This window comes from Donghicola tyrosinivorans, from assembly GCF_003003355.1.
Taxonomy (GTDB): Bacteria; Pseudomonadota; Alphaproteobacteria; order Rhodobacterales; family Rhodobacteraceae; genus Donghicola; species Donghicola tyrosinivorans.
Genome location: NZ_PVTQ01000001.1, coordinates 188,959 through 201,793, shown reverse-complemented (window position 1 = coordinate 201,793; position 12,835 = coordinate 188,959). Strand labels below are relative to the sequence as shown.

13 protein-coding genes are annotated in these 12,835 nt (G+C 60.7%); 2 read left to right on the top strand and 11 right to left on the bottom strand.

Annotated features, from left to right (window positions below; all coding sequences use genetic code 11):
* Positions 1–60 precede the first annotated feature (60 nt).
* Positions 61–741 carry a hypothetical protein gene (locus CLV74_RS00980; RefSeq protein ID WP_106262343.1) on the bottom strand — a complete coding sequence of 227 codons (681 nt, stop codon included), beginning with the start codon at positions 739–741 and terminating at the stop codon, positions 61–63.
* A gap of 156 nt (positions 742–897) precedes the next feature.
* On the opposite strand from CLV74_RS00980, the gene infC reads away from it, so the two are divergent.
* A complete protein-coding gene (gene infC / locus CLV74_RS00975) occupies positions 898–1,488 on the top strand; it encodes a translation initiation factor IF-3 (RefSeq protein ID WP_425430961.1) in 591 nt (196 codons plus the stop codon).
* A 101-nt stretch (positions 1,489–1,589) separates the two neighbouring features.
* Here infC and CLV74_RS00970 read toward each other — a convergent pair whose 3' ends face one another.
* The 6 genes from CLV74_RS00970 to CLV74_RS00945 all read right to left on the bottom strand — a co-directional run bounded on the left by CLV74_RS00970 (position 1,590) and on the right by CLV74_RS00945 (position 6,324).
* Positions 1,590–2,621, bottom strand: coding sequence for a molybdopterin-binding protein (locus CLV74_RS00970; RefSeq protein ID WP_106262342.1), 1,032 nt, complete (start codon positions 2,619–2,621; stop codon positions 1,590–1,592).
* Entirely contained in the window at positions 2,621–3,595 is a 975-nt protein-coding gene (locus CLV74_RS00965; RefSeq protein WP_106262341.1) for an XdhC family protein, read from the bottom strand. Before CLV74_RS00965 ends, CLV74_RS00970 begins: the two co-directional genes overlap by 1 nt.
* A gap of 81 nt (positions 3,596–3,676) precedes the next feature.
* On the bottom strand, positions 3,677–4,480 hold the full coding sequence (locus CLV74_RS00960; protein WP_106262340.1) for a glycosyl transferase: 804 nt from the start codon (positions 4,478–4,480) through the stop codon (positions 3,677–3,679).
* 57 nt (positions 4,481–4,537) lie between these two features.
* Complete coding sequence (locus tag CLV74_RS00955) at positions 4,538–4,909, bottom strand: DUF4112 domain-containing protein (protein WP_106262339.1); 372 nt, start codon at positions 4,907–4,909, stop codon at positions 4,538–4,540.
* Positions 4,906–5,085, bottom strand: coding sequence for a YqaE/Pmp3 family membrane protein (locus CLV74_RS00950; protein WP_106262338.1), 180 nt, complete (start codon positions 5,083–5,085; stop codon positions 4,906–4,908). Before CLV74_RS00950 ends, CLV74_RS00955 begins: the two co-directional genes overlap by 4 nt.
* Before the next feature lie 78 nt (positions 5,086–5,163).
* Positions 5,164–6,324 carry a M20 aminoacylase family protein gene (locus CLV74_RS00945; protein WP_106262337.1) on the bottom strand — a complete coding sequence of 387 codons (1,161 nt, stop codon included), beginning with the start codon at positions 6,322–6,324 and terminating at the stop codon, positions 5,164–5,166.
* Positions 6,325–6,593: 269 nt separating this feature from the next.
* Between CLV74_RS00945 and CLV74_RS00940 the strand changes: the two genes are divergently transcribed.
* Entirely contained in the window at positions 6,594–7,679 is a 1,086-nt protein-coding gene (locus tag CLV74_RS00940) for a YeeE/YedE thiosulfate transporter family protein (RefSeq protein WP_106262336.1), read from the top strand.
* Here the strand turns inward: CLV74_RS00940 and CLV74_RS00935 are convergent.
* The 4 genes from CLV74_RS00935 to CLV74_RS00920 form a co-directional block, all read right to left on the bottom strand.
* A complete protein-coding gene (locus tag CLV74_RS00935) occupies positions 7,615–8,895 on the bottom strand; it encodes a DUF3422 family protein (protein ID WP_106262335.1) in 1,281 nt (426 codons plus the stop codon). The genes CLV74_RS00940 and CLV74_RS00935 overlap by 65 nt on opposite strands.
* 147 nt (positions 8,896–9,042) lie before the next feature.
* Positions 9,043–9,327 carry a hypothetical protein gene (locus tag CLV74_RS00930; protein WP_146134877.1) on the bottom strand — a complete coding sequence of 95 codons (285 nt, stop codon included), beginning with the start codon at positions 9,325–9,327 and terminating at the stop codon, positions 9,043–9,045.
* Between the two features lie 445 nt (positions 9,328–9,772).
* Positions 9,773–11,206, bottom strand: a complete 1,434-nt coding sequence (locus CLV74_RS00925; RefSeq protein ID WP_106262333.1) for an NAD(P)(+) transhydrogenase (Re/Si-specific) subunit beta — start codon at positions 11,204–11,206, stop codon at positions 9,773–9,775.
* A 13-nt stretch (positions 11,207–11,219) separates the two neighbouring features.
* The gene (locus CLV74_RS00920; protein WP_106262332.1) at positions 11,220–12,794 is read right to left on the bottom strand and encodes a Re/Si-specific NAD(P)(+) transhydrogenase subunit alpha; all 1,575 of its coding nucleotides are present in this window, start codon (positions 12,792–12,794) and stop codon (positions 11,220–11,222) included.
* Positions 12,795–12,835: the final 41 nt, after the last annotated feature.

Sequence of the window (12,835 nt, the reverse complement as noted above, 5' to 3'; positions counted from 1 at the left end):
GACGCGCAACAAAAACGGGCGCACCACTGAAAGGCGCGCCCGCAACTTTGAATAATCGGATTACAGACCCAAAGCTTCGCGCAGCTTCGCCAACACCTCGGCCAAAGCCTCGGGATTGTCGCGGGCTGCCCCAAGGGCCGCTTCCAAAGTGGTCTTCTGCAACGCGCCAAGCGACGAATCCTGAATAAGACCGGTCACCTTGTCGAAATCGAAACCATCGACGGTCAGCAGATCCGATAGGCCCGACACCGAAGTCCCTGCGTCCGCCGCCGCTGCATCGGCGTCCATCTCGGCGCCTTCCACAGCCTCATCGGCGATCTCACCTTCAGGGGTGCTTGCGCCATCCACCGCGTCGCTAATCGCGGCGCCCACGGCCTCTTGTGCGTCAGAGACCGCATCAGCAGCGCCCTCCACTGCCTCGCTCACGCCTTCTGCGGCCTCCTCGGCCATCTGTTCCGCGCCAGCTTGCACGTCCTCGACGGCTTGACCGACCGCAGCACCAGCATCCTCTACGGCTTGGGTCGCTGTGTCCGCTGCATCCTGAGTAGCATCGGCTGCATCGGTCACAGCATCGGCAGCGCTCTCTTCGACCGCAGGCGGCGGGGTAATGGCGGCTGCCGAATCTGCACCGGATTCCGCACCGGTCGTCATGGCGTCGTCACTCTCGGGGCCACTCGTGAAGACGAACACGCCGGCAATCAGCACAATGATCACAATCAGCGCAATCGCTACATTTCTCATAACAGGTCCTTTCCTAGCACTGTCCAATAGGGCCAACACACGCCCGAAGGATTTGTTCCACGGCGCAAGGCCCATTCCAATGGGCGACGAGAAAACTGCCACAAACCGGCATAATCCCGCGATTCACAGTTGAAAATCCGCCGATGCAGCCTTAGTTTGCGCTCTCACACATTTCCCGATGATTATCGAAGGATCATAGCCATAGCCCGCAGACCGCATAACGCGCCGCCCACCCGTGACACTGGCCCCCGCATCAACGGAGCGATCCGCGCCCCCGAGATTCGACTGATCGGTGCAGACGGTGAGAACGTCGGCGTGGTCCACCCCGCAAAAGCGATGGACATGGCCGTTGAGGCCGGACTCGACCTGGTCGAGATTTCGCCCAACGCAAAGCCGCCCGTTTGTAAGATCATGGACTTCGGCAAGTTCAAATACGAACAGCAGAAACGTGAATCCGAGGCGCGCAAAAAGCAGAAAGTCATCGAAGTCAAAGAGGTTAAGTTCCGTCCGAACACTGACACCCACGACTATGATGTCAAGATGCGCAATGTGCTGAAATTCCTGGAAAAAGGCGACAAGGTGAAGGTCACCCTGCGCTTCCGCGGCCGCGAAATGGCCCACCAGAACCTTGGCCGTGAGTTGCTGGAGCGTGTGGCCATCGATGTCAAAGAGATCGGCAAGGTCGAGAACATGCCCAAGATGGAAGGTCGCCAGATGATCATGGTGATCGGTCCGCTGGCCAAGTAATCCACCGGTCATATGATGCGATTGAGGCGCGCCCTTTTCAGGGCTGCGCCTTTTTCTTTGGCCGCGCGTCTGTGGTGGGGCCAGTGCCGTGAGTATTTATATCATGAAGAAGCTGGGGCGGGTTTAGCTGCCGCAGGCTGTGCGCTGGCCGGAAGGCGGCGCGCGCGGGGCTGGGGCCGGGTGGGAATCTCTTTCAGCAGGCCGCCGACTCCCATTGAGGCGATGTCCTGATGTGTGACCTCTAGCCCACAGGCGACGCGGGCCAGTACCCAATCGGCCCCGTTCAGAGCGGGAGCGCGGGCGCATCCGGGCAGACCGATCACCGGTGTTTGCCCAAGTTTGCCTAGAAACAACAGGTTACCCGGGTCCACAGGCATGCCGAAGCGGGTGACCATGCCGCCAGCTTGGCGCAGCCCTTCGGGTGCCACGTCATGAGGGTCCGAGGTGGCCGAATCTGTCAGGATTAGGATCAGATCACTTGTGCAGGTGGAAAGACGCTTGGAGAGGGCGTCCTCGGTATGGGCGCAGGTCAGCGTGGCCTCGAGGGTGATGCCCAAAGCGTTCAGGCGGCTTTCGATTGCGTCCTGTCCCGTCAGGCCGGGGCCACCGGGGACCTCGGTCACGATCAGGGTCGCGCTGCGCAAGACGCTTGGGGCAAAGCTGATAGCGTCTTGGGCGACAGCCGCGGCGCGGCGCAGGTCTGTAGCTGGCACCCCGTAGGCGATGATCTTGACCGTCGCGATCATGCCCCCCTGCCCCATCTGCTGATAGGGCGGGACGGTGGCGCAGGTGATCATCGGGTCAATGCTGTTCAATGCATTGATCTTGTCGCTGTCGATCAACGCCACGCCCGGACTGGGGGCCAGCAGGTTCACGCGGCCGGTGAAGGGATCGGTCAGCAGCACGCCTTGCGCTGCCACGGCTTGGGCCAGTTCTGCGGCGGCGGCATCTTCGTGCAGGTCTGTGGCGTCCAGACGGGCAACGGTGATTTCCGCATGACCCTCATCGGCCAGTTGCCGCAGGTGATCGGCCGTCAGGTGCAAGCCTTTGCGCAGGCGGCCTGAGGCCAGTTGGACCGAGTGGGCCAGAATCGCGCCCTCGGCCTCTGAGAGGGGAACAGCGCCGAACCGCATCAGCCGCGCCTCAGGCTGTGGATCACCTGCGCAAGGATCGAGACGGCTATTTCCGCCGGTCCTGATGCGCCGATGTCCATGCCAACGGGGGCATCAATACGGGCGATCTGGTCTTGCGTGATCCCCGCCGCTGTCAGGCGATCTACCCGCTTGGCATGGGTGCGGGTCGAGCCCAATGCGCCGATGTAGAATACGGGGCTTTCAAAGGCCCGCAGCAGCGCAGGATCGTCCAGTTTCGGGTCATGGGTCAACAGCACCAGTGCCGTGCGGCTGTGCATGCCGATCAGGTCCAACCCCTCGTCGGGCCATTCATTGACGATACGTGTATCGGGAAAGCGGGCGGCATTAGCAAAGCTTTCGCGGGGATCAAGGATGATCGGATCAAAGCCCGCGATCCGCGCCATCGGCACCAGCGCCTGCGCGATATGGACACCGCCCACAAGGATCATCCGCAGGGGCGGATTGTGGATGGCGACAAAGGTCGATCCATCCTCTTCCACGCCGGAACGATCCATGCGGAAGCGCTGTTCGAACCCTTCATGGGCAAGATGACCGCCGCCCTGTTCCAGATCGGTGACATAGGCCACAGGGGTGCGGGCCGCGCGGGCGGCGACCAGATCGGTCAGCACATTCGCAGAGAGCGCTCCGCCAACAGGCTCCACCAGAATGCGGATGGTGCCACCGCAGGCTAGACCCACGGCGAAAGCATCGCCATCGCTGACACCGTATTCCAGAACGCGGCTTTGGCCGTCCTCCATGGCCTCCATAGCCTCGACGATGACGGCGCCTTCGACGCAACCGCCCGAGACCGAGCCCGCCATCTCCCCGTCACCGGCAATCGCCAGCTGGCTACCCACGCGGCGCGGGGCGCTGCCCCATGTCTCGACCACGGTGGCAAGGGCGGCGCGGCGTCCGGCTGTGTGCCATGCCAGCGCACGTTCGGGGATGTCGTCGAAACGATTGTCTTCGGTCATGGGGCTCCTCCTGCGGGCGATGGTGGCACCGGCCCGCATAAGGCGCAAGAGGCGCTTTTTGCGCCTTTGGTCCTGCGAGGATTATCCCCACTGCTCTCCCAGATCGGCGCGGGTGCGGTCAATCCAGTGATCCTTCAGCCACGCACACGGGCGCGAGTAGCGGATCAGCGATCCTTTGTAGCCGACCACCGCATCGCTCATCTTCGGACGACCGTGGAAACAGACCACACGGGCGTTATCGGGCAGTACCGGATCACGTAGGTAATTCACCGGCGGCAGGCCGAGGCAGTCATATTTATAGCTGACCACCAGATCGCCGGGGATATAGGCGAAATCGCCCTTTTCCATGCCTTTATGGGAGGTATAGCGCTGTTCCGAGCCGCGGGCGGCCTCGACCACCTTATAGGTATCGGCGGCCAGATCGTCATAGAGATAGCCGTGCAGCGCCGGATCAAACCGGAAGACGCTGCCGTGGCCGGTGGGGCGGCCTTTTCGGGCCTCGACCCAGTCATGGCGCATGGCGATTTTGCCGGGGGCCATTTCCCAGATCGGGGTCAGATCACCGGTGATCACCACGTCCAGATCAAAGCCCAGAATGGGACCTTCCAGATCGGGAATCAGCCCCTGACGGAAAAGCGAGACCTTGCGCATCGCGCCTTGGCGGTTGGCCACGGCCAGCGCGGCGTCCATCTCTTTCTGGAACGGCTCATTGGGCAGGGGCAGAACGTTAATGTCGGGATGCAGCCCCTCGGCGTGTTCGGTCATGCAAAAGAACCGCACGGGCAAGCCGATGTTCCGGCGCACGCCGGAATAGAGGCGGTTCACATATTCAGGGCCGAACAATGTGCCCCATTTGATGCAGATGATGTTGGCCTGCTGCATGATCGCCCCGCAAAAGCTGTCGTTGCAGGGGCCATACCCCGACCGGCGGGGTTTGGCAAATCAGGCCGCTTTCATGGGCAGGTAATGGCGCTGCTCCATTTCTTGCCGCAGCAAGGCCGCATTGCGCGTGTTGGATTTGTAGCCCACGTCCAGAATGTCGCCCACCAGCGGGAACAGACCGACAAACCAGTCTACGCCGATGTTTTTGACCATTAACGCCAATGTCACTGGGGACACGCCCATCCGGTAGGCGGTCCAAAGAATATAACCCGCAGGCAACAGCGCGGCCGAGTCCCCTACCCCTGGCAACAGACCAAGGATCGAATCCCAGCCAAAGCGCACTTTGGTGCCCGGAATGCGGAAGGCCCGATCCATCCGGTGGGCCAACCGCTCCAGCCGCTCTAGGCGGTGAAAGTCTTCGGCCCGTGTCATGCGTGACGATGATCGGGACCAACGGTGGCAATAACCCAGACCGCATGGACGATGCCGGGGATATAGCCAAAGAGGGTCAGCAGGATGTTGATCCAGAAATGCTTGCCGATGCCCACCTGCAAGAACACACCCAGAGGCGGCAGCAGGATGGCGGCGATGATGCGAATGATATCCATTGTCTTACTCTTTCGGTTGCGTTTGCGTCTGGTTTCTCAACGCAACCGAAAGAGTTTGGTTCCATGCCCCTCAGGCGGTCAGCCCGCCAGCGGCAAACGGCTTTCCACCATTTCCACGAACCAACTGCATCCTGCGGGGATGACCTCATCGTTGAAATCATAGTCCGGATGATGCACCGGCGCCGAGTCTCCGTTGCCCACCAGAATATAGGCACCGGGCCGTTCTTGCAGCATGAAGGAAAAGTCCTCGCCCCCCATGATCAAGGGCGCCTGATCGCATTGACCTGTCAGGGCACGGGCGGCATCGGCGGCAAATTCAGTCTCGGCGTCGTGGTTCACCATCACCGGATAGGCGCGAATATAGTTCACCTCGGCGCGGCCCCCGTGGGCATCGGCGGTCTGGGTGGCCAGCTTGATCACACGCTCTTCCACCAGATCGTGAATGCTCTCATCTAACGTCCGCACGGTGCCCTTTAGCACCACCCGCTCGGGGATCACGTTGAACGCTTTGCTGCTGCTCTCGATCGAGGTGACCGAGACCACCACCTGATGGACCGGATCCACCACGCGGCTGCTGATGGTTTGCAGCGCCTGAATAACGTGAGAGGACAGAACCACCGGATCAATGGTTTCGTGAGGCTTGGCCGCATGACCGCCCCGCCCATGTAGCGTGATCTGGAACTGGTCCGTGGCCGCAAAGAACCCGCCCGCACGGATCGCGAACTTGCCCACTGGCATGCCGGGCCAGTTGTGCATCCCGTAGACCTCATCAATTGCAAAGCGGTCCATCATGCCGTCCTTGCACATCTCACGGCCACCGCCGCCGCCCTCTTCGGCGGGCTGGAAGATCACCACAGCCGTGCCCGCGAAATTCCGCGTCTCGGCCAGATATTTCGCTGCCCCCAGCAGCATCGAGGTATGTCCGTCATGCCCGCAGGCATGCATCTTGCCGGGCACGGTGCTGGCGTAGGGCTTGCCCGTGGTCTCTTCGATCGGCAGCGCATCCATGTCGGCCCGCAGACCCACAGTGCGCCCCGCTTCACGGCCCTTGATCACGCCGACAACGCCAGTGCGCCCCAGTCCGGTCACCACCTCATCACAGCCAAAGTCGCGCAGTCGCTGCGCCACGATATCCGCCGTGCGATGGACATCGAACATCAGCTCTGGGTTGGCGTGGAAATCGCGCCGCCACGCGGTGATCTCGGGATGCATTTCGGCGAAACGATTCTTCAGCGGCATGGTGCCCTCCGGTTTAGTCAGGTCAGAGAGTATGCCCCATTGAGCAGACTTCCAAGTTTTGATCAGAAAAGGACGGGTCACATCTGCGCAAAGACCGCTTTGGAATGACCGCCATCCCTGCCCCGCAGCAACAGAACGCCACCCCAGCCAAGCACGAAAAACCGGAACAATTTCCCATAAGTCATGTCAGTGTTACATATTCAAATGCTTGATCGGTTTCAATATCCCATACATCTAGAACAAAATTCCACGTTTCAGAGGTTTTCGGGATGTTTGAGCAACTCGGTCTTGGCGATATCGGCCCACGTGAGGCCAGCGTTCTTTTCGCGCTGGTTCTGGGGCTGGCATTCGGTCTGCTGGCAGAGCCGACCCGCTTTTGCTTCCGCCGTGCTGTAGCCGGTCCCGCGGGCGAGCGTCGCAGCGCCGCAGGCATCTGGCTGTTCGCTTTGGGCGCTGCACTGATTGCCACACAGGCTGCGGCACTATCAGGCCTCATCTCGTTTGAGGGACACCGCTTCCAGACCAGCGCCCTGCCCGTTCTGGCGATCTTCGCCGGTGGCCTGCTGTTCGGCATCGGCATGGTGCTGACCCGTGGCTGCATCACCCGACTGACCGTCCTAACCGCGACCGGCAACCTGCGGGCGCTGACTGTGATGGCGATCTTTGCGATCACTGCACACGCCGCGATGAAGGGCGTTCTGGCCCCCCTGCGCACCACGCTGTCGGCCTATACGCTGGATATCGGCATCAGCGGCTTTGACGCCCTGCCCGGTGGCGCATTGGTCTGGACACTGGTTCTGGCAGTGCCTGCGCTGGCCTTTGGCCTGTTTGCCGGTCTGCGCCCCCTGACCCTGATCGCAGGTGCCTTGATTGGCCTGATCGTGGCCGCTGGCTGGGTAGGTACGGGCTTTGTCCTTTACGATGACTTTGACCCCATCGCGTTTGAAAGCCTTGCCTTCACCGCCCCTGTGGCCGACGGCCTGTTCTACCTGATCGCGTCAACCGCAGTTGAACCGACCTTCGGCGCGGGCATCGTCGCCGGAGTTCTGGGTGGCGCGCTGGTGGCCAGCCTGATCGGTCGCCGCTTCCAGTGGCAGGGCTTTGAAAGCCCCGCACAGATGGGCCGTTACCTGACGGGTGGGGTGTTCATGGGCTTTGGCGGCGTGCTGGCTGGCGGCTGCACCATCGGCGCGGGCCTTGCAGGCATCCCCACCTTGGGCTTTGCCGCCGCACTGGCGCTGGTGGCCATCGCAGCAGGCGGCGCATTGGCCGCCCGCCTGATCGATCAGCCTAGTGCACTTGGTTCCGGATACGCCGGATCGCAAGATACACAATCAGTACTACCGGCAGAGTGACCAGCGCGGTGAGGGTGGTCTTCTCCATCCCCACCGTTTTGCCCAAGGGCGCCAGCACATAGCTGGCCAGCGACACCGCGTAATAGCTGATCGCCACCACCGACAGACCTTCCACAGTCTCTTGCAGGCGCAGCTGTAGATCAGCGCGCCTGTCCATGCTTTCCAACAGCGCCTGGTTCTGGGCCGAGCGGTCCACATCCACACGGGTCTGCAACAGCTGCGCGGCGCGGATCGCGCGTTCACCCATGCTGGCCAGACGGCTTTCGCTTGATTTAACCGTCCGCATGGCGGGATCGTACCGCCGCATCATGAACTCGGCAAAGGTCTGACGACCGGCAAAGCGCCCTTCGCGCAGCACCTCGATCCGCTGGTTGACGATCGCCTCATAGGCCCCTGTCGCCCCGAACCGGAACGAGGATTGCGCCTGCAGGTTCTCCAGATGCGCAGAGATCTTCAGCAGCCCTTCCAGCACCTCTTCGGGCTGCGCGTCATGCTGGGTCATGTTCGAAATCAGCGAGGTCAGCTGACCGTCAATCTGCCCAAGCTCCGAGGACATGGCACGCACGCGGGCCAGACCCAGCATCGACATGCTCTTGTAGGTCTCGATCTCGCACAGGCGCTGGACCACGCGGCCAATCCGGCGCGCACCAGTGTTGGCCGAGGGGAAGACCGCAATCCGCGTATGCCCCGCCGAGTCGATCCGGAAATCAGCAGCCACCACGGCCTCGTCATCCAGAACACGGCTGATCGCCAGACTTTCGGCGACGAACCAGTCCTCGACCTTATTTGTGATCTCTTCATCGCTGGGACGGGGCTCGATCCGGACCATGGCGCTGGTGACGCGCACACCGGGGGCCTCGGTCAGCCAGTCTTCGGGGAACACGCCGAAATCCACGGGGTCAAAGGGCCGCTCGCCCAGACCTTCCATAAAGACCGTGTAGGTCACGAATTCCGTGTGCTGTTCCCACTTGAGGTAGTATTTGCCGATCTGCCCCGACCAATGGGTCGCGTCCGGATTAGGATGCGAGGCCCCATGACGGTCCAGCAAAGCACACAGGTGCTTGCGATCCGCATCCTTGTCACGGCTAGCCGCATCCACCGGATGCTTGACCGCCAGAAAGATCGCACGGCACGGGGCGGCCAGTTGCGGAAAGGGACGCGCGTGCAGCTCATTGGCCAATGCATAGCGCAGCGGGTGGTCTTCGAAAGTGGTCATGGCAAACTCTGTACAGCTTGGGTGCAAGCTATCCGAAATCAGCCATCGATCAAGAATTTATTTAGCCTAATCATAGGGTTATTAGCATACACTGGTATGCGAAGCCCAAATTCGCCAATGTTTCCGTAAAGATGCGCCTCAGGCGCGTCATTCTGCCGCGAAATAGGTCTCGGCTACAGCGGGACGGCGCGGACGGCGACGAACGGTGAATTCGGCAAGATAGGCATCGGGAACGATACGGGCCAGCATGGCAAAGCTGGGGGGCTCGGGGAAAACCAACTCGTTCGTGGTGACACCGTCTTCGGTGATGGTCACGATATAGTCGGCACGTAGGGCACCCAAGGCGCGCTCGCGGTTGGCACGGGCACGGGACAGGTACGCAGCTGCCTGCTGGGGGGCAGCACTGTGGCGGATCTCGTTCATTCCAAGCATAGCAATCTCCATCGCATCAGTGGGATAATCGAAGCACCAAGCAACACCTCAGACACACACAGTCCAAGAGGAAAGACCAAAACCAACAACAGGTACGAAACAGACAGGCCCTTCCGAAACAAGATCGCCTTTCGAACATGTGATAGCGACCCTCTATCCTCAGGCTAGACCTTTTGGATCGAAAGAGTGTTATCAAAATTCGCAAGGTCCGTTTTGCACTCATAAGATAGCTAGATTTACACCAAGCTACTTTGAAAACACATATTTTCCAGCCCTTTACTGGGGACGGGCGGATAGAAATCGCTCCCCAATGGATAGATGTTAACAAACCTGACTCACTATCCCGTGCCATTTTAGGGCGCAGTCCAAAAAAGTCGGGCCGCCCCCGAAGGAACGGCCCGGCCTGAAATCTGGTGATTTCGGGGGAATCTCTCCCCCGAAACTATTAGCCGATCAGCGGCAGCAGGCTGTCGATCGACGCCTTCGCGTCACCGTAGAACATGCGCGTGTTCTCTTTGTAGAACAGCGGGTTCTCAATGCCCGAGTAGCCGGTACCCTGACCACGCTTCGAGACGAACACCTGCTTGGCCTTCCAGCATTCCAGAACCGGCATGCCGGCGATGGGGCTGTTGGGATCTTCCTGCGCGGCAGGGTTCACGATGTCGTTCGAACCGATCACGATGACCACATCGGTGCTGGGGAAGTCGTCGTTGATCTCTTCCATTTCCAGAACGATGTCGTAAGGCACCTTCGCTTCGGCCAGCAGAACGTTCATGTGGCCCGGCAGACGACCCGCAACGGGGTGGATCGCAAAGCGAACCTCTTTGCCCTGCGAACGCAGCTTGCGGGTCAGTTCCGACACCGACTGCTGTGCCTGCGCAACCGCCATACCGTAGCCCGGAATGATGATGACGCTGTCAGCTTCTTTCAGAGCGGTGGCAACGCCGTCCGCATCGATTGCGATCTGCTCGCCTTCGACTTCCATCGCGGGACCAGTGGTGCCGCCAAAGCCGCCCAGGATCACGCTGACGAACGAACGGTTCATCGCTTTACACATGATGTACGACAGGATCGCACCCGACGAGCCCACCAGCGCGCCAACAACGATCAGAAGGTCGTTGCCAAGGCTGAAGCCGATCGCGGCCGCGGCCCAACCCGAATACGAGTTCAGCATCGAAACCACCACGGGCATGTCGGCGCCGCCGATACCCATGATCAGGTGGTAACCGATGAACAGCGCCATCAAGGTCATCACGAACAGCGGGAAGAACCCACCGGTGCTGAAGTACCAGATCAAGCAGATCACCGAGATGATCGCCGCAGCAGCGTTCAGGATGTGGCCACCGGGCAGCTTTTTCGCCGCCGAGGTCACCTTGCCTGCCAGCTTGCCATAGGCAATGACCGAACCGGTGAAGGTCACGGCACCGATGAAGATGCCCAGGAACAGCTCAACGCGCAGGATGTTCAGCTCGACCGCTTCTTTCTTGGCGATCAGCTTGGCAAAGCCTTTCAGGGCGTCTTTGGTTTCCTGATCCATGCCGGAAACGCGGGCCATCTCGATGTGGGCGATAAAGCCGACGAAAACCGCCGCCAGACCCACCAGCGAGTGCATCGCGGCAACCAGCTGGGGCATCTCGGTCATCTGGACGCGCTTGGCGACCACGTAACCGATGGCACCGCCACCTGCGATCAGGATGATCGACAGCCACCACAGACCCGAACCGGGTCCGATCAGGGTTGCAACAACCGCCAGCGCCATGCCGACGATACCGTACCATACGGCCCGCTTCGCGCTTTCCTGACCCGACAGGCCACCCAGCGACAGGATGAAGAGGACAGCCGCGACAACGTAAGCCGCAGTAGTGAAACCGAATTCCATAACCGTCTACTCCTTACGATTTCTGGAACATGGCGAGCATGCGCCGTGTCACGAGGAAGCCGCCGAAGATGTTGATGCCAGCCATAAAGACCGACAGGGCGGCAAGGAGGATCACCAGGAAGCTGCCCGACCCGATCTGCATCAGGGCGCCCAGAATGATGATCGACGAAATCGCGTTGGTCACAGCCATCAGCGGCGTATGCAGCGAGTGGCTGACGTTCCAGATCACCTGGAAGCCGATGAAGACCGACAGAACGAACACGATGAAGTGCTGCATAAAGCTTGCAGGGGCCACCAGACCAACCGCCAGCAGCAGAGCGCCACCGATGGCCAGCAGGGTCACCTGGGTCTTGGTCTCTTTCTTGAAGGCCGCGACTTCGGCTGCACGCTTTTCTTCGGGCGTCAGCTCCTTGGCCTTCTCCTTGGGCTTCTGGGCCGCAATGGCCTTTACCTTCGGGGGCGGTGGCGGGAAGGTGATCTCGCCTTCATGGGTGATGGTCGCGCCACGGATGACGTCATCTTCCATGTTGTGGTTGGTCTGACCGTTCTTTTCAGGGGTCAGGTCGGTCATCATGTGACGGATGTTGGTCGAGTACAGGGTCGAAGCCTGCGCTGCCATCCGGCTGGGGAAGTCGGTGTAACCGATCACCACAACGCCGTTATCCGAAACAACGCGCTGATCCTTTTCAGTGATCTCGCAGTTGCCGCCCTTTTCGGCTGCAAGGTCAACAACGACCGAGCCGGGCTTCATCATCTCGACCATGTCCTTGGTCCACAGGACAGGTGCATCACGGCCCGGAATCAGAGCGGTGGTGATGACGATGTCCACTTCGGGCGCCAGTTCACGGAATTTCTTCAGCTGCGCTTCGCGGAACTCGGGGCTCGAGGGGGCCGCGTAGCCACCAGTGGCCGCGCCGTCCTGTGCCTTCTCTTCAAAGTCCAGATAGACGAATTCTGCGCCCATGGATTCGATCTGCTCGGCCACTTCGGGACGTACGTCGAACGCCAAGGTGATCGCACCCAGCGAGGTCGCGGTACCGATGGCGGCCAGACCGGCCACACCGGCGCCGACGATCAGAACCTTTGCGGGGGGCACTTTACCCGCCGCAGTCACCTGACCGGTGAAGAAACGGCCAAAGTTGTTACCCGCTTCAATGACCGCACGGTAACCGGCGATGTTTGCCATCGACGACAGCGCGTCCATCTTCTGGGCGCGGCTGATACGCGGCACCATGTCCATCGCGATGACGCTTGCACCTTTGGACTGGCAAAGCTCCATCAGCTCTTTGTTCTGGGCCGGCCAGAAAAAGCTGATCAGGGTCTGGCCTTTGGTCAGACGCTTGGCTTCAGTCTCATTGGGCTCACGTACCTTTGCGACGATGTCCACTGCTTTGAACAGTTGCGCAGCGGTGGGCAGAACCTCAACGCCAGCAGCCTTGTAGGCCTCGTCGGAAAAGCCCGCCGCCTCACCGGCGCCGGTTTCGATGGCACATTCGTACCCCAGCTTTTGCAGCTGAAGCGCCGAGTCAGGAGTCATCGCAACGCGACGTTCCCCCTCGAACACTTCTTTTGGTGTCCCGATTTTCACTTCAAAAGTCCCCCTTCAGGTTGACGTAACTTCCGCTCATT